The 19,799-nt window shown below is 51.0% G+C and carries 13 protein-coding genes; 10 read left to right on the plus strand and 3 right to left on the minus strand.

The features are described from left to right. Position 1: 1 nt before the first annotated feature. Positions 2-1,102, minus strand: a complete 1,101-nt coding sequence (locus tag QNJ26_11555; protein ID MDJ0986172.1) for a sensor domain-containing diguanylate cyclase — start codon at positions 1,100-1,102, stop codon at positions 2-4. Positions 1,103-1,375: 273 nt separating this feature from the next. On the opposite strand from QNJ26_11555, the gene QNJ26_11560 reads away from it, so the two are divergent. The 4 genes from QNJ26_11560 to QNJ26_11575 all read left to right on the plus strand — a co-directional run bounded on the left by QNJ26_11560 (position 1,376) and on the right by QNJ26_11575 (position 7,340). Continuing rightward, positions 1,376-2,104, plus strand: coding sequence for a (Fe-S)-binding protein (locus QNJ26_11560; protein ID MDJ0986173.1), 729 nt, complete (start codon positions 1,376-1,378; stop codon positions 2,102-2,104). 58 nt (positions 2,105-2,162) lie between these two features. Then, a complete protein-coding gene (locus QNJ26_11565; GenBank protein MDJ0986174.1) occupies positions 2,163-3,590 on the plus strand; it encodes a LutB/LldF family L-lactate oxidation iron-sulfur protein in 1,428 nt (475 codons plus the stop codon). A 280-nt stretch (positions 3,591-3,870) separates the two neighbouring features. Further along, positions 3,871-4,629, plus strand: a complete 759-nt coding sequence (locus tag QNJ26_11570) for a lactate utilization protein (GenBank protein ID MDJ0986175.1) — start codon at positions 3,871-3,873, stop codon at positions 4,627-4,629. Between the two features lie 437 nt (positions 4,630-5,066). Further along, positions 5,067-7,340, plus strand: coding sequence for a cbb3-type cytochrome c oxidase subunit I (locus QNJ26_11575; protein ID MDJ0986176.1), 2,274 nt, complete (start codon positions 5,067-5,069; stop codon positions 7,338-7,340). Between the two features lie 94 nt (positions 7,341-7,434). Here QNJ26_11575 and QNJ26_11580 read toward each other — a convergent pair whose 3' ends face one another. Next, positions 7,435-9,297 (minus strand): DUF389 domain-containing protein, encoded by a 1,863-nt coding sequence (locus QNJ26_11580; GenBank protein ID MDJ0986177.1) that lies wholly within the window; start codon positions 9,295-9,297, stop codon positions 7,435-7,437. 360 nt (positions 9,298-9,657) lie between these two features. Here QNJ26_11580 and QNJ26_11585 point away from each other — a divergent pair, with 360 nt between their 5' ends. The 6 genes from QNJ26_11585 to QNJ26_11610 all read left to right on the plus strand — a co-directional run bounded on the left by QNJ26_11585 (position 9,658) and on the right by QNJ26_11610 (position 17,705). Continuing rightward, positions 9,658-12,114: an adenylate/guanylate cyclase domain-containing protein gene (locus tag QNJ26_11585; protein MDJ0986178.1), complete on the plus strand. Its 2,457-nt coding sequence runs from the start codon at positions 9,658-9,660 to the stop codon at positions 12,112-12,114. Continuing rightward, positions 12,111-12,959, plus strand: coding sequence for an ABC transporter permease (locus tag QNJ26_11590; protein ID MDJ0986179.1), 849 nt, complete (start codon positions 12,111-12,113; stop codon positions 12,957-12,959). The genes QNJ26_11585 and QNJ26_11590 overlap by 4 nt, the downstream gene beginning before the upstream one ends. A gap of 12 nt (positions 12,960-12,971) precedes the next feature. Next, the gene (locus QNJ26_11595) at positions 12,972-13,679 is read left to right on the plus strand and encodes an ATP-binding cassette domain-containing protein (GenBank protein MDJ0986180.1); all 708 of its coding nucleotides are present in this window, start codon (positions 12,972-12,974) and stop codon (positions 13,677-13,679) included. Beyond that, positions 13,676-14,722 carry an MlaD family protein gene (locus tag QNJ26_11600; GenBank protein ID MDJ0986181.1) on the plus strand — a complete coding sequence of 349 codons (1,047 nt, stop codon included), beginning with the start codon at positions 13,676-13,678 and terminating at the stop codon, positions 14,720-14,722. The genes QNJ26_11595 and QNJ26_11600 overlap by 4 nt, the downstream gene beginning before the upstream one ends. Next, positions 14,719-15,699 carry a hypothetical protein gene (locus QNJ26_11605; protein MDJ0986182.1) on the plus strand — a complete coding sequence of 327 codons (981 nt, stop codon included), beginning with the start codon at positions 14,719-14,721 and terminating at the stop codon, positions 15,697-15,699. The genes QNJ26_11600 and QNJ26_11605 overlap by 4 nt, the downstream gene beginning before the upstream one ends. A 92-nt stretch (positions 15,700-15,791) precedes the next feature. Next, a complete protein-coding gene (locus QNJ26_11610; GenBank protein ID MDJ0986183.1) occupies positions 15,792-17,705 on the plus strand; it encodes a glycerophosphodiester phosphodiesterase family protein in 1,914 nt (637 codons plus the stop codon). Between the two features lie 120 nt (positions 17,706-17,825). On the opposite strand, the gene QNJ26_11615 is transcribed toward QNJ26_11610, so the two are convergent. Beyond that, positions 17,826-19,799 (minus strand): response regulator (locus QNJ26_11615; GenBank protein MDJ0986184.1); only part of this gene is annotated, 1,974 nt, incomplete at its 5' end.

Consider the following 19,799-nt stretch of genomic DNA (forward strand, 5'->3'; position numbering starts at 1 on the left):
TCTATTTTTTGTTTTTGTTGCTTTTTTCGCTTTGGTCAGGGGCAAAAGACCCGCGGACCACCTTATCCCTTCCGGAATTCTTTGCCTTGTAAAGGTATTGATCTGCCATCTCGATGAGCTCTTCTGAAGAAAAATCCTCCAAAGCCGATCTTTTGTCAATGCCGGTTACCCCAAAGCTGGCGGTAATGGAGACCTCTTCCCCTTCCCAGTTAAATTTCTTTTTTGCGATTTGCTTGCGGAGCCTTTCGGCCAGGCGGCTCGCATTCTTGTAACTGGTTTCTGGCAAGACCAGCAAAAACTCCTCTCCACCATAACGCGCCAGCCAGTCCATATCTGACCGGATCAACGACAGGATATGTTGCACAAATTCTTTGAGCACCATATCGCCGCACAAATGGCCAAACGTATCATTGACGCGTTTAAAATGGTCGATGTCGCACAAAGCGACCGAAAGTGGGTGATGATAACGTGAGGCCCTTTTAATTTCATGCTGCAGGTGTTCGTTAAGGTAGCCGCGATTGTAGCAGCCGGTCAGGGAATCTTTGCGGGATAAAAGCCGGATTTCACCATTGGCCTTTTCCAGTGATTTGTGCTTGCGCTTCAAACGTTCGTAAAGCAAAGTATTTTCCAGTACCAGTGAATATTGTTTGGCCAGCATGGTCAAAAGCTTCATATTCTCCTGTGTGATGAAGCTTTCCTTGATGGGGGTCTTAATCATGACCACCCCAAGCGTTCTTTTTATGGTCGAAAGCGGCAGCATGACAATTGATTTGCTGTCTTCAAATGCCAGGGCGGGTATCAGCGCCGGTTGCCTGCGATTGATAATCCAGGAAAATATGCCGCACTCGATTTGATAATCTACTTCTTTTTTACAGATTTTTTTCCGATCATCGGGGTAGACATATTCTAGGATAAATTCGTGAGAATTGTCATCGACCACAAAAAACGCACACACCTCTATGTCAATTAAGCTGCGCACGTCATCTAAAAAGACCTCCCAGATCTGTCCGATGGTGGCCGGAAAATCGATACGATCCTGAAACTGCCCCATGTGCTCAATTTTATCAATGAGCTCCAACAAGGCTAATCTTTGCTCTGACATGTCCATCATCTCCTAAGCTTTCAATATCTTACCAGAAAAAATTTTTAGCGCAAGCCTTTCAGACCTATTTGCTAAACTGTGACCTCTATTTTGCAACCTGATTTTGCGCTGGATTTTTTTTGTGGTTCATTGTAGCGTTCAGCTTTAATTCCGGTTCTGTACAATTAGTTTTGTTTACCACAGAGGTCGAATGCGTAAAATAATAAGGCAATCCAATCACCGTTGCGTGCGCGGCGTCCAGTCAAACAATAAAGACCTGGCTGCAAAATAAAAATGAGCTACAACCAGAATGTTACATTATTCATTCAGTGCCTGGTGGACACCCATTATCCGCAGGTGGCCGAAGCCATGGTGCGCGTGCTGCGGCGACTTGGGATTTCCGTGACCTGTCCCCCAGATCAAACCTGTTGCGGGCAGCCGGCGTTTAATTCCGGGTACCGCCGCCAGGCTCGGATTGCTGCGCGACATTTCATTGACGTATTTGAAGATGCAGATGTCATCGTCTGTCCATCGGGCTCATGCGTCAACATGGTGCGGCACCATTTTGCGGAGCTGTTTCAAAACGATGCCGCCTGGTTGCAGCGTGCTCAACATATTGCCCGACACACCTATGAATTTAGTGAATATCTGGTGGATGTCCTCGGGGTTGATAACCTGGGGGCAACGTTTGATGGCCGGGTTACTTACCATGACTCCTGTCATTTACTGCGGGGCATTGGTGTCAAGCAGCAGCCCCGCATGCTATTGAAGCATGTTTCTGGTCTGGACTTTATTGAAATGCGGGATTCGGACTATTGTTGCGGATTTGGCGGCACCTTTTCCGTTAAGTATCCGGACATTTCAGACGCCATGGTCAGCGATAAGGTGAAACACATAATGGATACCAAAGCCGATGCCGTGGTCGGTTGTGATATGGGTTGCCTGATGAACATTCAAGGCAAGCTCAGCCGTCTGGGCTCTTCCATAAAAGTGATGCACATTGCTCAGATCTTAGATCGCTAAGGCCGGCTTGCTTATAACGCGTAACCTGTAACTCGCAACAAGCAACGCGTCATTTAAAATGAGCAAAATAACAACTGAACATTACGTGGCTGAGGCCAAAAGGGCCATAAAGAACCCGATCCTGCAAAAGGCGCTGGCGGACTTACAGAACCGCTTTGGCCGCGGCACAGCCGAATGCTACCGCCGTCTTCCGGAGGGGCCGGATCTGCGTTTAAGAGCCCATGAGATCCGGATGAAAACTATTGAAAACCTGGACGTTGTTCTGGAAACCCTGGCGGCCAACATCCGCAAAAACGGTGGCCATGTGTATTTTGCAAAAGACCGCCAGGCGGCAGTGGACTATTGCCTGAAGGTCGCCCGGCAGCATCAGGTCAGGCGGGTGGTCAAAGGCAAATCCATGGTAAGCGAGGAAATCGGTCTAAACGATGCCTTGATCGATGCCGGCATTGAGGTGTCTGAAACGGATCTGGGCGAATACATCATCCAACTGGCCGCTGAGACGCCATCACACATTATTGCACCGGCCATTCACAAAACCCGCCATGATGTCGGCAGCCTTTTTGCCGATCATCTTGATATCCCGTACGAGGATGATCCACCGAAATTAACCTGGATTGCCCGCAAGGCACTACGGCAAAAATTTTTGGCGGCGGATATGGGCACCTCAGGCTGCAATATTGCATGTGGCGAAACCGGACACATCACCACCGTTTCAAACGAAGGCAATATCCGTATGTCAACTACCCTGCCGAAAATCCACATGGCTTTCATGGGAATGGAGCGGGTTGCCGCCAGCTTGGAAGATCACGATATCCTTTTAAGGTTGCTGTGTCGGGGAGCGGCAGCACAGAATATGGCCACTTATGTCAGCTACATCGGCGGGCCCCGTACAGCGGATCAGGCCGACGGGCCCCAGGAGTTTCACTTGGTTATTTTGGACAATGGGCGCAGCCGGATTCTGGCCGATCCCGAATTTCGCGAGATGCTGTGTTGCATCCGGTGCGCGGCCTGTCTGAATGTGTGCCCTGTCTATGCCAAAATCGGCGGACATTCATATGGCTATGCGTATACCGGACCGGTGGGCGCGGTGGTCACCCCCCTGCTGGTGGGCATTAACCGCGCCAAGGACCTGTGTCTGGGTGAGACCCTCTGCGGCGCCTGTCAGGAAGCCTGTGCCGTCAATATTGATCTGCCGCGCATGTTGCTGGCCCTGAGAACAAAGCTGGCTGAAGGCGATCCGGACTGGGGGGTGACACCGGCTGATCGCAAGGAAAACCTGATATGGCAGATGTGGTCCTGGATCATACGCAAACGATCTGTATACGATCTTGCCCTGCGATTGGCAGCTGCAGGGCAAAAACTGATGCCGCAACGGGGTGGCATGATACGGCGTCTGCCGCCGCCGTTCAGTGGTTGGACGCAGGGGCGCGATTTAAAGCCGTTGGCCAAGGAAAGCTTTAGAAGACGCTGGAAAAATGGCCTTTAGAATGGTGCTAGAAGAGATGAGCGACAATGGATAGCGGGCATATCAATTTCTGAAAGGCGATATGAATCACACGGTGCCGGTGCCCCGATATTTGGGATGAAACCGGCTCAGGGGTTGGCCCATATGCCTGGTTGCCGCTCATCCCAAATATCGGGTCATAAGCGGGTCGAGGGGTTCCCCATCAACATATCGCCTTTCAAAAAATAACATGCCCGTAAAGCGATAATTGCGAACCAACGCCCGAGTTAGGGCTGTTTCGGCATGGTCGAGTACTGATAAGATGAAATATCTAGAGCAAGAACAATTTTTAAATACCATCAAAAAGGCTTTGGGAATACCACAGGCTGATACGCGCAGCGAGGCTGATTTGTTCGGTGGTGAGATATCCGCTGAAAGCCGGGCGATATTGGAGCGCATCCAAAACCGCGGTGCTGCTGAGCGGAAAAAACTGCTCGATACCCTTCTGGCAGCCGCCTCGCCCATCAACTTGAAGGTGATTCCCTGTGATGACATCAGCACCGTAGCCGATTCCATTGCGACATTGGTCAGGGAAAAAGATCCCGAATGGGGGAACACAAAAAGTGTTGTGGCTTGGGCTCACCCCCTGGTTGAAAGTATGAATCTGCCGGCTGTTTTGGGCGAACAAAATGTACCGGTATTTGTCACCGAGTCAAGAAAAACGACGGATAAAGACATCCGGCAACAGGTTATCGACGCTTATATTGGCGTTACATCGGCTGATTTTTGTATGGCCGACACCGCCACGCTGGTGCTGCGAACCCGGCCCGGCCAGGCGCGCACCGTATCACTGGTGCCAGCCATTCATATTGCCGTCATCAAACTCGATCAGATGATTGCCGACCTCAAAGAGCTTTACGCCCTGCTTAAATGGGACCCGCATGAACACCAGGAAGGCCTGACCAATTGTTTGACATTCATATCCGGCCCCAGCAAAACTGCTGATATCGAAGCCACCATGGTACACGGCGCTCATGGTCCCCGTGAAGTCCATCTGTATGTAATCACATCCCAGGATTGAAAATGAGCCCGGTCGATTAAAATTTAATCGAAAAAGCTTTTCATCCGCTTTATCCATTTTGCTAAAAATCCTCAATCTTGATCTAAGTCAAGGGCATCCTCCCCCAAAGATTATATTTACATTATGCAAGAAACCAGAGATCGGCTCTGGTTTTAAAACCACAGGTTTGACTAAATTTAACAAATAAATATCAAGCCGTTTTACGGGGCTTTTGATAACCCATGCGATTCACTACTGAAGTGATCGAAGGACAGCGGCTCCATCCTCCATATTGAGTGGTCATAAAAAAATATGTTTTGGCATTAGATGTGATTTTCTGCATCCAAATCATACCGCCATACCGTAAACAGAAATAAAACTATGGTAGCGGTTACACATAGAATCTGTGGGGACATAAATCATTCAAACCAAAGGTGACTCATTTCTGAGGAGTACACATGTCAATTAAAACATTAAAATGGGCAGCAATCCTGTGTTTTATTGTCGCCATGGCGGTTCTTCTGGGCGGCGGGGTTGCCATGAAAAAGGATCTGCCGCCTTATCCGGGGAAAGTCGTTGACAGCAGCGGCAAATTGCTATTTGAGAAGTCGGATATCATTGCCGGACAGGACGTCTATCAACGGTTTGGCCTGATGGATCATGGAGCAGTTTGGGGGCACGGCTCCCAGCGGGGTCCGGAGTTTTCAGCTGCATCTTTAAATATCATCGTCGAGGCTGTGGGCGATTATTTGGCAATGGCTGAGCATGGCAAATCCTATAACCAGCTAGATGACCTGCAAAAAGACATCATCGATGTTAAAATCAAGGCTGAGCTAAAGCCCAACCGCTATGACGCCGCCAGTGACACGCTCAAGCTCACCGATGCCCAGATTCAGGGCCTGGAGCGTGTGATTAAACACTGGGAAAAAACCTTTAAGGATGGCGAGGTCCGTTATGGTTTTCTTCCCAACACCATTCCTGAGCAGCAGCAGCGACTGCAGGCATCCCGCTTTTTCTTCTGGACGGCCTGGGTGGCCTCAACCCTTCGGCCGGGAGAAGATTATTCCTATACCAATAATTGGCCGCCGGATACCCGGGTGGGTAATGTCCCCAGCACCGACGCCTTTTTCTATTCCATCGCCGGCGTTTTGGCGCTGTTAGTGGTTCTGGCGTTGTTTGTCTATTGGATCCATCGATACGGCTTATGGTATGGAGAGGCCAAAGGGACGGCCCTGGCTGAAAAATTGATCGAAATGCCTTTGACCCGCAGTCAGTTTCAGGCTGCCAAGTTTTTTGTGGTGGTGATTCTGCTATTTCTGCTGCAGACAAGCTTCGGTGGATTGCTGGCGCATTACACCATTCATCCGGGCAGTTTTTTTGTAGACTTTGTAGCCGACCTGATTTCTTATAGCTGGGCCAAAACCTGGCATTTACAGCTGATGGTTTTCTGGATTGCCACCACCTGGCTGGCGTCAGCCATTTATCTGGCACCTATTATTGGTGGTAAAGAGCCCAACAAGCAGAGCTTGCTGGTTAAGCTGCTGTTCGTTGCCGTTTTACTGGTTGCGGTGGGCAGTCTGACCGGTGAGGTCCTGGGCATCAAGGGATACCTGGGCGATCTGTGGTTCTGGCTGGGTCACCAGGGCTGGGAATTCTTAGAGCTAGGCCGACTCTGGCAGATCCTGCTGTTGGTGGGTTTGGTTTTCTGGCTGCTGATTGTCTACCGCGCCGTTGGTGGGCATCTGAAGAAGCACAAGGATGAATTCAGTGCTCTGATCTGGTTTTACGTGTTCAGTGCCGTGTTTGTGGTTGCTTTTTATGCTTTCGGGCTCTTTTACGGCCAGGGTTCTCACCTGACGATGGCGGACTATTGGCGCTGGTTTGTGGTGCACCTCTGGGTGGAAAGCATCTTTGAGTTCTTCGGTATTGCCGTCATCGCGCTGCTGATGGTGGCCATGGGACTGGCAACAGCCCAGGCGGCTTTAAGGGTGGCCTATTTTACCGCCGCCCTAACTTTTCTCAGTGGCATCATCGGAACTGCCCATCACTACTACTGGTATGGCGGTGCGGCATTCTGGGTCGGCTGGGGGGCCATATTCTCATCAATGGAGCCTGTGCCGCTGTTGGCGCTGGTGGTAAGAGGCCTCATGGAATACCGTGAGATCCGCAAGCAAGGCAGGCAGTTCTCCTACAAGTGGCCCATGTATTTCCTGGTGGCTGCTTCTTTCTGGAACTTTCTGGGTGCCGGTATTTTCGGCTTTTTGATCAATCTGCCGATCATTAACTTCTATGAGCACGGCACCTACCTGACTATGCACCACGGCCATACGGCCATGTTCGGGACCTACGGCATGCTTTCTGTTGCCCTGTTGTTGTTCTCATGGCGTGGCCTGGTGGACAAGGCTCACTGGAAAGACGGCATCCTGAAGCTCTCTTTCTGGGGGCTTAACGGCGGGTTGTTTTTGCTGGCATTTGTCACCCTGATGCCGATTGGCGCCATGCAGGCCTGGATCGCTTTTAAAGACGGTTATTGGGTGGCGCGCAGCGCGGATTTTTTCGAAAAGGGCGCTGTCGTTTGGCTGGGGACTTTTCGTGCGCTCCCTGACACCATCATCATCGTGCTGGGGGTCCTGCCGCTGGCATATTTTCTGATCACCACCTATCCGCATTTGAAAGCCGCGGAAATCAAAGACGATGAGTCGGTCTGGGAACGGCTGGGAATTGAATTGTAATCTGCAGAGCATGTTATCTAACTCAGAAACAGAAGGCCCGGTTCGATGCGAACCGGGCTTTCATATTTAGTTTAGGCGATGTGTCTAATAAATATCAGAATTTAGTACGTTTGATCCCGGCCTCCTGGACGACATAAACACCGATATTTAAGTTTTCATCGTGCGCTTCATTGGTCACTCGTTTCAAGTCGGAGATAAAGTCGGCGGAGACCGGTTTTGAAGCCGTCAGCAGAATGACGATATCCGTATCATGTTCCATACCGAAACGGCTGGCCGACAAAAACGTCACCCCCGGCTCCAGATGAACCCGATCCCGGATAGCTGTCCAGACCGTTTTGCTGACGGGCAAGGTGTACGGACGGGTTTGACCCTCAAGCAGCTGGTCTGCCAGCTTATATCCCAGTGGTGCTGTTAAGGCCACCGACAGCAAAACCAGCAGCATAACCGTGCGACGCACCCACAGGGGCAGCCGTATACCCAAACGCGAGCCCTGGATGCCCAGCAGGCGATAGACGCTGGCGGCGCCTAAAATGATGGCCACCAGGTTGGTGACAAACAAAATAGCGGCGCCTTCAACAATGTCCCATCTAAATTCGGCAAAAGCGATGCCCACCGTCGCCAGGGGAGGGACCAGCGCTGCAGCAATGGCGACCCCGGCAAGTGCACCGAGCAAAGAGGGTCTGGCAAGGGCATAAGCAGCCGCTGCCCCGGAAAGGAATGCCACCACCAGATCGATAATCGTCGGAGCACCGCGAGCCAATAGCTCCGGGGTGAGTTCTTCCAGCGGAACGATAAAGCCCAGAATACTCGAGATCGTTAAGCCGGCTACAATGCCATATCCCATGGCCCGCATGGCATCCCGAAAAAATACAAGATTGCCCTGCACCAGCGAAAGCCCGGCGCCAATCAGCGGTGTCATCAGCGGGGCGACCACCATGGCGCCGATGACCACGGCTGTTGAATTTTGCATTAAGCCCAGTGAGGCGATGGCGGTGGACAGACACATCATCAATATATAATCCACATTCCAGCGTGCACCGGCTTGCAGGCGATCAAAAAGATCAACCCGATCCACGGCTTCCAGGGACGGCAGCCAGCTGAAAATCCGGATTTCAATCATATTGATCCAGGATGACCCGGCCTCCACATTCCAGCGGCGCACCATTCCGATCGGTACTTTTGGACTTTCGGGATCACTGTGGCGTTTTTCTTCCTGGCGAAATTTGCGAACTTCGCTAATGGCGGCTGCTCCGGTCAGCACCAGATCGCTGCCTCGACTTCGGTTAACCGCGCTCTTCCACTTTTCACCGCTGAGCACCAGGATGGGCTTAATCGCCGTAGATTCCTTGATACCGGCCTCCTGAAGCTTTGATATCAACGAGCGCTGGGCAACCTCCTTTGAGTCGCTGCCAAAATAGGAACCCACCTCCATCGGCATGACCGTGCAATCCAATTTCTCCGCCAGACTGACGGCAGTTTGCATGGTAAATGGTTTCAGTTTCGAGCCCATCGGCAACAGGATATTATGAAAGCGTGTGCCGTCTGCATCCCCCGGATCCAGCACGAACATCTGGCAGGGCGCAAAACGCAGTAATCGCAGGGCCAGCCGATTTACAGGCGAGTCTTTCGGCAGGCCGGTATCCATACCGGCACACAGAAATTTGATGTTCTTTTTCTGAATCTGCTGAACAATGGCTCTGGCCGGTTTAGGTTGGCGCATCCAAAATAGCTCAACTTCAATATCTCGGATTTCACCAATGGCCGCAGCCACAGCTTGTACAAATTCGCCTGCGGGCTCTGGCTGCTTTAAATTAACCGCTGTTGCAGGCATAACCTGCTGACCGAACTCACAGCAAAGAACAGTGAGGGCATCATTGCGCATTTCTGCGAAGCGCGCGGCCCAACGGATCACTGCTGCAGCGGATTTTGCCTGGGTGACGACTGCCATAGTGCTCATTCATCGATCCTTTCAAAAGCAAGGGGCATAAAATGAAATAATTAAAGATGTTAGGACCGTCGATGGTTGTGGCAGAAAAAAATTTGTTTTTCAAGGATTATTAAGTGTGTTGCATTCAATTGACAGCCGACTGCCGAATACCTACTTTTTCGCATAACCGGCTAATTTCAGCACTAAAATAAACCTAATCGACTTCATAAAATGGCATAAAGCATTTGACCCATCTGTCATGATGGGCCTATATATGATTTTGATATTTATAGTAAATGCAGGATGTAATTAAAGAAGATTGCGTCAAGAAGCAAATCAAGCACTGGTAAAGCGCCTATGCTTCATTGAATATGTTGGGAGGCACTAAAATTGCGAAGAGAAGAAGTGGTTGATCTTAGATCTGGTGATCGCAGCAAGCGAAAATTGCAGCGGGGTCACTTCTTTCGAGTGGCCGGCCCGATCGGTTTTGTGGTCATCATGCTGGCGGCCTTGCTGGCGATTGTCGCATACTCCTATTTCAGTAACCGCCGGGAAGCGCTGGCGCTGTCGAATGAAGTGCTGGGAGCGATTGAAAGACGCATCGCCGGAGAACTGGAAGCTTTCTTAAAGCCCATAGAAGATACGGTTCAGCTCACGGCTACTTTCTTAAACAATTCGTCATTTGATATTAAAGACCGGGATCAACTGGAACCGCTTGCTTTTGGCATACTGAACAATCTTTCGCAAATCACCAATTTCATCGTCGCTGACACCCAGGGTAACTTTCTGATGGTCGCCCGGCAGCCGGACAAATCCCTGCACACCAAAATCATCGAGCGCGCCACCGGATCCGCACGGACCACCTGGATCCGTCGGGACCCGGCCGGAAACATGTTGGAAGAAGAGACCTCGGTTGATGATTCCTATGATCCCCGCAACCGCCCCTGGTTTAAGGGGGCTGTCAATCGCCAGGAACCGTATTGGACTGATTTTTATATCTTTTACACCAGCCAAACACACGGCATAACGATTTCTTTGCCGGTTATGAGCAAAAATGATGAACGACTGGGTGTCATCGGTCTGGATATCGAATTAAAAGCGGTCAGCGCCTTTCTCGAGACCCTGAAAATCGGCGAAAACGGCGAGGCCATTATCGTCGATGAAGAGGGTTACATCGTCGCCCATCCGGAGATTGACAAAATGGTGAAAAAGGAAGGCAATGTGTTCAAACCCATCCGGGTTGAAGAACTGGGAGACACAATCTTAAATCGTGCCTTCAGTCGCTTCCGTATCGAGGGGCACGGTCATCGTGATTTGGTTGTTGACAATCGGCGCTATCTGAGTAGCGCTTTCCTGATGCCCCAAAAAACCGGGCTCGACTTATCGGTATTCATTTTTGTACCTGAAGAAGACTTTGTCGGCTTTGTTGCTCGCAACAACCGTAATATTTTACTGATGTCTGTGGGTATCATCATCCTGGCCGCCATTTTGGCGGCTCTGCTGGTATATCAGGCTCTGCGGGCGGAAATCATTGCCCAGCGCGTGCTCGATCGTCAGCATGAACTCGCGGCCCAGAGCCGGGCCTTCTCCGAGCTGTCCTCCAGAGCGGCCGTGTTTGGTACCGGGGATAGTGATTCGTTTCAGGAATTAACCGAGATTGTTGCCAATGCCATCAATTTAAGACGCACCAGTCTGTGGCGTTTTGACGATAACGCCCAAAATTTAAAGTGTATCGATAGTTATGACAGCGAAAGCAATGGGCACACCCAGGGAACGGTACTTTCTCAGGACGAATTTTCAGAATTGTTTGATGTGCTGCAGCACGGTTCCAGCATCAGCACCGGAGACGCAGAAGCGGATAGTCGCTTGACCGCGCTGTTTCAGGCCTATCTGCAACCACTGGGTTGTAGATCTTTGCTGGCAGTACCGATTCGCTATCAGGATTGGACAGCTGGGGCCCTTTGGTTTGAGCAGGAGCGCATGCACCGTGGCTGGCCGGACGAAGATGTCTCATTTGCCTACGCCATTGCCAATATGCTGGCGCTGCGATTTTCAACGGATCGAAAATCGATGCATGAGGCTGACAGCCGCAAAGACAGAGCAACCAGTATCAAAGCGTCAACGGCGCCTGGACCCAAGACCCCCACCGTTGAAAATGACACTCGGTCCGATCGTCAACCGGAAATAGCGGATCTGTTAGGAGAGCAAACAATATCCGTTTCAGAGGACGAAAAAGACAGAGTGTCTTCTTTCTTGGATCGTCTGGCAGCCGGCGGAATTGATGCGCAGAAAACGGCTGCCGACATATTTGCAGATACAACCGTATTGGCATTGCGATTTAGCGATCCCATAACCCTTGCCGGACACAGCGCAGGTGACGAATCAACGACAATCGTTGATCTGCTGGTTGCCTATTTGGAGGAAGCGGCTGCATCGGATGCCATCGATTATGTGAAAATTATGGGCGAGGAGATCATCTGTGCAGCGGGAATTGACAACGACTCGAATAACCATGCCGGTCGCATTGCCGACCTGGCACTATACCTCCAGGATCGCTACAGCAGCCTGTTTGCATCTTTGAACATTCCTATGGAATTTCGTATCGGTATCGACACCGGGACGGCTATGGGCAGCTCCGTGGGGCGCAAACAGAAAACGTACAATATATGGGGCGAGTCGGTTCGGTTTGCATCAAAAATGGCAGAATCCGGCATAGCGGGCGGCATCCAGGTCTCACAAACCACTTATCAGCGATTACAGTCCAGGTACCTATTTCAAATGCGCGGGCGCTATTATTTGCCCCACGTCGGTGAAAGTTCAACCTATCTTCTGACAGGACACATATGAACACCGAACCGCTTAACCCATCATATGGTAATGATACCTCACGGCGAATATCCAGACCGAGATGGTTGCTCGCAAGCGTGGGTGCGGGGACCATTGGTTTGTGGCATGGGCCGGTGCGATTTATCAGCGATGCCGTGGCAGTTATCTGGCAAGGCTGCCGCCCGATCACCTGGCGGCGTTCGATTCGCAACGAGTTCATGCGTCAGTGTTTTCAGGTAGGCGCCCAGGCGTTACCTTTTATCCTGGTCAGCGGGATATTTGTAGGCTTTGGTCTCGTCGCTCAGTCTTTTTATTGGTTAAACGTCTTTGGCAGCACAGCATTATTCGGCAACTTTTTGTCTTTGGTTCTGGTGCGTGAAATCGCACCGGTACTGGTAGGTCTGATTGTGATCGGTCGCAGCGGATCTACCCTGCTGGTTGAACTGGGCACCATGAAGACCGAAGGTCAGGTCCACATGTTGGATGCTCAGGGAATCGACCCGTTTTTATATCTGGTGGTGCCGCGGGTGCTGGCCTTTAGTATATGTATGTTTTCGCTGTCGGTCGCTTTTGTTACCTTGGCCCTGTTAGCCGGCTTTGTCTCAGGAGTGCTGGTCGGTGTCTCGCAATCAAATTTTTTTGAATTCCTCAATCGTGCCATCGGCTCAATGGGTCAGCAAACATATATATTATTTACTTTGAAGACCGTTATTATTGGATTTGTGGTGGCATTAATATCCTGTAAGATGGCGCTGTCGCTTACCGGTGGCACTGCCAGGGTACTGGAACTCATGCCAAGGGGCTTTGCCAAATCGGCTTTGGCCACCCTGGTCATATCTATTGCACTAACAATATTATTTGCATGAGGGTGATGTCTGATGCCAGTCCTTCTCAATAAGCAACGCAACATTCTGCAATTTGAAGATACCATTTTCACAGGCACATCCGGGGTGGCCGCTGCGTCTGATGAGGTCAGCCTGAGTATTTATGGCGGTGATCTGGTTTTAATCCGTCTGGCGCGCCTGGAGCAAACAACGGCATTCGCTGATGCTTGTGCTGGAATCATCGAACCCACTAGTGGGTCTGTGCGTTTTCTGGGACGCAATTGGACGAAACTGCCGCCTGACCAGGCCAATGCGCTGCGGGGCCGGATCAGCCGTGTCTTTAAAACCGGAAACTGGATCAACCACCTTTCGCTGATGGATAATATATTGCTGGCCCAATCTCATCATACGCGCAGGTCTACCCGCCAGCTTTGCGATGAGGCCGGGCAGCTGGCACAACTTTTTGGTCTTCCCGGGCTTCCTCTGGGATTGCCCGGTGATTTCACGGAAACCGACCTGCAACGCGCCGCCTGCGCGCGGGCATTTATGGGACAACCTTCGCTGATTGTGTTAGAAGAGCCGACCAGCGGCATTTTCCTTGATATCATATCTGCCCTGATGAGTGCGGTGCGTGATGTGCTCGAACGGGGCGCTGCCGTTATTTGGCTGACAAGAAAAGAGCGCATCTGGAAGGATCAAACCCTGCCTGTAACCCGGCGATATCGAATGGTTGCCAATAAATTGATGGAGGTCACACCGTGAAACAAAGGCTGCCACAGACAAAATTCCGCTATACCAATGAAACGGTCGGGTTGTTTGTGTTGCTCACCTTGCTGATTTTTGTCGCCGGCTTGATTTACTCCGGTCAGATTCGCAAATGGTTTAATCCCGGAGAATTGCTCAAGGTAGTATTGCCCGATGAAGGTCTGTTCGGGCTGTCCCAAGGATCGTCGGTCCAAATTCTGGGAACGCGTGCCGGGGAAGTTTTGGATATTGTCATCAACCCCGATCAAAAGATCCACGCCATCGCCCGTATCGATAGCGAAATGGCGGTTTTTATTCGCAGCGATTCAAGGGCAACCATCCGCCGGACATTCGGCATTGCCGGTGATGCTTTCCTTGAAATTACCCGCGGCAGCGGGCCGCCGCTTGATTGGGAATTTGCTGTTCTGACCGTTGAATCAGATCGCAGCACCAGCGATACACTGTCTGAACTCATTGATGAGCTGCGGGCCAAAGTAATGCCATTGATCGATGATGCCCATACGGCAATCATTGCGCTGACGTCAGTTGCACAAGATTTACAGAATCCTGACAGAGGCGTCCAGCAGCTGCTGACGAATCTGAATTCCATCGCCGACCGGATTGACCGGGGGGAAGGGTCGCTCGGGCGTTTGCTGACCGAGGATAAACTTATTAGGGAGCTGGAAAACCGGATCGCCCAGTTGGGCCCGCTCCTTGATGAAGCCCAACACATAATTGAAAACGTTTCAGCTTTCTCAACCGAATTTGATATCGAAACCGGCGATATCCCCAAAATTACGCGTAGTCTGAAAACAATCATGGCATCCATGGAAGGGGTGATGGCAGATCTAAGCGAGACGACACCGCATCTGCCCAAGATTACCAAAAATGTGGGTGACACTGCGGATACAGCTACGATACTGGTTTTGCAACTGCAGCAGGTGATGGTCGAACTGGAACTGCTGATTCAGCAGCTTCAGTCCCACTGGTTATTCGGCGGTCGCTCAGGCCAACCGCAACAAACAACCAATCGTTTATCGCCGCTGGAGGTCAGTCCATGAACCGCTATCTGCATTCCTTCTTTCGAGCCGGGCTTATTGGTCTGCTAGCTGCAGTTGTCATATTGGTTTTTTCCGCTTGTGGGTCTTCACCACCACCACAAAGGGATCCGTCCATAGATTCAGAACTGGTACGTTTTAACAGAGCCGCACGCCAGGCCTTTGACAAGGGGCGCTTCCGTCAGGCTGCCAGTTTCTATCGCCGGTCGCTGGAGCGTGCCTATGTGCGTGATGATAGCGCCGCGATCCTGGATGCCCGCTACAATCTGGCCGTATGTCTGCAGAACCTGCAATCCTATCAAGAGGCTCTGGAAGTGGTTCGGCGTGCCAAAACCGAAATGGCCCTGGCGGATCATGGTAAGTCGGTCGATTTTCTGCTTCTCGAAGCCACCCTTCTTCACAGACTTGGGAATGCAGATGCCGCCTGGCAAATAACCGATCAAATTCTGGCCGACCCGGCACAGACTTCTTCTGTTATACAAAGCAAAACGCATTTTTTGAGAGGCTTAATCGCCAGTGAACAGGGTAATCTGGATCAGTTGCGCAGCTCGATAGCGGATTTGGGGCAACCGGACCAGGTGCGGCTGCGCGCCGATCGTCAGGAGCTGTTGGGGCACCTGGCCCTGGCTGAGCAAAACTGGCCGGCGGCCATTGAAGCCTTTGATCGCACAACCCGCCTGCGCCGTGAAGCGCGTGACTATCGCGCAATGGTCAGGGCTCTGGTGCTGGCAGGTGAAGCCAGTGAAAAAGCGGGACGCATCCGGGAGGCCGCCATCCGCTATCTTAGAGCCGGTCGAAGTGCTTTTGCTAACGATCAGATTGATGATGCCCAAAAATGGTTAAATCGGGCGGTACAACTGGCAAACACCGCAGGTGAAGGTCAAATCGTTCAGGAAGCTGCCAGCTTTTTACAGCAAATAGAAGCGCTTGGTGTAACCGCACCGGACAGCTCCGTTAAAAAGACAACCCTCGCCGAATAATTTTTAGTGATGGGTATTCAAGCCCGTGCCTTGTATCGGGGCGCAACCCGGTACCGGGTTTACTTCTCACCTGGATTCCTTTCAAATTAGCAATGATTAAATCGTCTTATATTCGCTATCATAAAGCATGGAATAATTTGCGCAGGGAAATCAGGCCGATCATCGGTTTTGAAATCTGGTTCAGTTTTATTTTTGCAATCGCCCTGGCACCGTTTACCGCCTGGCTGGTAAATAGCCTGCTGGTTTCCGACGGTCAAATTGCAGTCAGCAATGAAGACATTATAGCCTTTTTCATATCTTTGCGGGGTTTTGGTTTCATTCTGCTCAGTGCCGCCTTTTTTCTCGGGCTGGCCTTTCTGGAATGGATCGGGTTAATGATCATTTCCCTGGCCGCGGCTGATGGTCGTGTGGTTTCCGTCAGCAGAGTCCTCGGAGAAGAAATTGTCCATGCTTGGTCTGTTATTTGTTTAGGATTGCTCCAGGCCACTATTGGTTTTTTAGCCAGCATACCATTTTTAGCAGCCTGCGCTCTGACGTATTTTGTTTTCCTTGGTGAGTATGACATAAATTATTACCTTGCTGAAAGACCCTGGCAGTTGTGGGTGACGCTATTTATCAGCGCTATGATCGCCGGGCTTTATTTTTTGTTGGCTGCCTGGTTGTATATACGCTGGCTGTTTGCGATTCCAGCCCTCATTTTCGAAAATGCGCAACCGCTTAAGGCCTTAAGAAAAAGCTGGCAGCGGACAAAGCACCGGGTCATCGAACTGGCGGTGCCTCAGGCCGTCTGGTGGATATTTATTGTTTCTGTATCATTTGCCACAGCGCTGGTACTTAAAGCGCTGTTCACATTTTTGCTGGTCTACGCCGGGCTGAACCTATATGTCATTCTGCCGTTGGTCGTGGTTGCTCTGGGGGTTGTTGTCATAAGCGGCCTAATCTGGTTCACCCTGGGCAAGACGGTTTATATGTTTACTATCGTTGACTTTTATCGCGAGATTGTAAGGCGCAAAATCATGTTGCCTGAAAAATGGTGGCTTATAAAAAAAATATCTCCTTCTGTCTTAAAAAGCGTAGGATGGGCCGGTGTCTGCCTGTCGTTGGCGATAACGGTTTTCGCCGGTTTTGCATATTTTGAAAGCTTTAATTTTGACCGTCGCCATATGGCGATCACCGCCCACCGCGGCAGTTCGCTCAAAGCTCCGGAAAATACCATCAGTGCGCTTAATCAAGCCATAGAGGATGGCGCGGATTATGCTGAAATTGATGTGCAGGCTACGGCTGATGGCGTTGTAATTCTCATGCACGATGCCGATCTGATGCGCGTTGCTTCAATTGATCGCAAGATTGCGGAAATGCGATACGAAGAACTGAGCACAATCGATATTGGCAGCTGGTTTTCAAAAGATTTCAGAAGTGAGCGTATCGCAACCCTTGAGGAGGCCATACGGTTTTGCAATGGACGTATCAAACTCAACATTGAATTGAAGTATAATCGACCGGATTTGGATCTGGTAGGAAAAGTCGGTACACTGATTCGAAGAAATTCATGTTCCGAAAACTGCGTGATCACTTCTCTGGATTATGGTGAGTTGCGAATGTTCAAAGCGCTTTTTCCGGAAATTAAGATCGGGCTGACCGTTTTCCGCGCGCTTGGCGATTACACCCAAAGCAAAGTCGACTTCCTGAGCATCGATGCCGCCCAGGCCACATCACAGCTAGTTAAAAAGGCCCAACAGAGCGGCAAGCAAATCCATGTCTGGACCGTCAATGATTTGCACACGGCGCTTGCCATGATAGAGGTGGGTGCGGATAATATTATTACAGACAAGCCGGCGGCTATCAATACCTGGCTGCAGGCCTGGAACGCCTTGACCGGCAGCCAAAAGATCGCTCTCTGGCTGAGAAATTTGTTTCTCAAAACAACTCTAAAAGATATCACCCTCTGGTTGAGAAATTTACTTCAGCAAGATGATTTAGGGCTTGGAATGAACCCGTTGCTCTAAAATTGACAAATAAACCACACAAGGATTGACAACATCTTTACGGGGGCTTCTTTATGAGATTGGCAACTTGCTAAGCTTTATATCCTTGCCAGGCTGTCTTCGGCTTGCCTGAAAACGCCATCAGGTTGATTTTGCTTTATCCGTTTCATCGGCTAATTTTAAAATTCCATTGAAATCGAAATCCTCCGCCATTTGAATGAACCGCTCCCCAATCGGTACAAAGGCCGCGGATTTGGCACTGAATTCCTCGGCAATCGTTTTGATGCGAGTGACGTCGCCCATATCGGCTGCTGCGCGAATTTGATCGGCGGCTTGTTTGGCCAGTTCCGGCGGTATATCCGCCAGCGCTGCGGCAGACGGTTGGGCCGGTTTTTCTGCAACAGCCGGGCCTAATGTTCTCACGGACTTGATTGCTGCCTGCAGTGTTTTTTTCAATTTATCGAACGACTGATTGAGCGTCTCTTTGGAGGATTCAGTCGGGAGGCCGCCTTTAACACCTTTTTCCAGTTCGATAGCAGCGGCCTGCAGATCGGTGGCAGCCAGGTTTCCGGCCAGTCCCTTAAGGTTATGGACCAGGCTGTGGGCCCGTTCAAAGTCATTGGCAGTGAGCGCCTGACGAATGTCATCGGCCGTGTCAGTATATTTAGCTGCTAGATCCAGCAACAGTTTACGGTACAGCTTTTTGTTCCCCTGCAGGCGTTTGAGACCGTCTTGCAGGTCAAATCCGGCCAGGGATTCGGGTAAGCCCTCTGTTTCGGAGACGGTCTCTACTGCGGACGGTGTTTGCTTTGCAACGGCGCTGCGGCTCTTGTCCGGCTGAATCCATTTTTGCAGCGTAGCAAATAATTGTTGCGGATCAATGGGCTTGGTGACATGGTCGCTCATACCGGCGGCGATGCTTTTTTCGGCATCACCGGCCATGGCATGGGCGGTCATGGCTATAATGGGCAATTCTTTAAAACGCTCATCCTGACGCAGTTTGCCGGTGGCGGTGTAGCCGTCCATTACCGGCATCTGAACATCCATCAGCACGGCATCATATGCTTTTTTCTCGATGGCAGCGATGGCTTCTTTGCCATTGTTGGCCACATTGACATTGAGCCCGGCGCCCTGCAGAATTTCGCTGGCCACCTGCTGATTAATCTCGTTGTCTTCCACCAGCAGTACACGGGCGCCCCGGATGTGTTGCATTACCTGGGCTTCTTTTTGGTCTCTGCGACCCGCTCTTGAATCCTCAGGAACGGTCTGACCAAAGGCTTGCATGCTGGCGTCAAAAAGCAATGACGGGCTGACCGGCTTGATCAAAAAGCCATCCAGCCCCGCGTCTTGAGCCTGCTGCATCACCTCTTCGCGACCATAGGCGGTGACCAGGATAATGGCCGGAATTTTTTTCAATCCGGTGTGACTTTTGATTTGCCGGGAGGCTTCGATGCCGTTCATTTCGGGCATCTTCCAGTCCATGACCACCAGTTCAAATGGGTTCGCCGGGTCAGCGTTTTCAAGCTCGGTAATCCCCTCCGGGCCAGAGGCGGCCACGGTGACGTCAAAGGTAAAGGATTCAAGCATATCCTTTAGAATCTCTCTGGAAGTGGCATTGTCGTCTACCACCAGGGCTTTTGTGCCTCTCAAATCTGTGGAGGGCGCAAAGCGTTTTTTAGCGCGCTCTTTGCCCAGACCAAAATCAGCGGTAAAACTAAAAGTGGTGCCCTGACCGTATTCGCTTTCCACCCAGATCTCACCACCCATCATGTTAACCAGTTTCTTGCTGATGGCCAGTCCCAGTCCTGTGCCGCCGTACTTACGGGTGGTGGAGGTATCGGCCTGGGAAAAGGATTGAAACAGCTTGCCGGCCTGTTCTTCGGTCAGGCCGATGCCGGTGTCTCTGACGGAAAATTTTAACGACACCTGCTCCTGATTGCGTTTGCGCAATTCTGTGGATACGACGATTTCACCGTTGTTTGTGAATTTGACTGCATTGTTGGCCAGATTGATCAGCACCTGCCCGAGCCGCAAGGGATCCCCCACCAGAAAGCGGGGCACCTCCCAGTTGACATTAAACAGCACTTCGAGCTCTTCTTTTTCCTGGGCCTTGAC

It is taken from the genome of Desulfobacterales bacterium, from assembly GCA_030066985.1.
Lineage (GTDB): Bacteria > Desulfobacterota > Desulfobacteria > Desulfobacterales > JAHEIW01 > JAHEIW01.

Excerpts from the sequence above, each read along its gene's own strand:
- QNJ26_11555 (MDJ0986172.1), bottom strand. The coding sequence starts at position 1,102 with ATGTCAGAGCAAAGATTAGCCTTGTTGGAGCTCATTGATAAAATTGAG.
- QNJ26_11560 (MDJ0986173.1), top strand. The coding sequence starts at position 1,376 with ATGAGCTACAACCAGAATGTTACATTATTCATTCAGTGCCTGGTGGAC.
- QNJ26_11565 (MDJ0986174.1), top strand. The coding sequence starts at position 2,163 with ATGAGCAAAATAACAACTGAACATTACGTGGCTGAGGCCAAAAGGGCC.
- QNJ26_11570 (MDJ0986175.1), top strand. The coding sequence starts at position 3,871 with ATGAAATATCTAGAGCAAGAACAATTTTTAAATACCATCAAAAAGGCT.
- QNJ26_11575 (MDJ0986176.1), top strand. The coding sequence starts at position 5,067 with ATGTCAATTAAAACATTAAAATGGGCAGCAATCCTGTGTTTTATTGTC.
- QNJ26_11580 (MDJ0986177.1), bottom strand. The coding sequence starts at position 9,297 with ATGAGCACTATGGCAGTCGTCACCCAGGCAAAATCCGCTGCAGCAGTG.
- QNJ26_11590 (MDJ0986179.1), top strand. The coding sequence starts at position 12,111 with ATGAACACCGAACCGCTTAACCCATCATATGGTAATGATACCTCACGG.
- QNJ26_11595 (MDJ0986180.1), top strand. The coding sequence starts at position 12,972 with ATGCCAGTCCTTCTCAATAAGCAACGCAACATTCTGCAATTTGAAGAT.
- QNJ26_11605 (MDJ0986182.1), top strand. The coding sequence starts at position 14,719 with ATGAACCGCTATCTGCATTCCTTCTTTCGAGCCGGGCTTATTGGTCTG.
- QNJ26_11610 (MDJ0986183.1), top strand. The coding sequence starts at position 15,792 with ATGATTAAATCGTCTTATATTCGCTATCATAAAGCATGGAATAATTTG.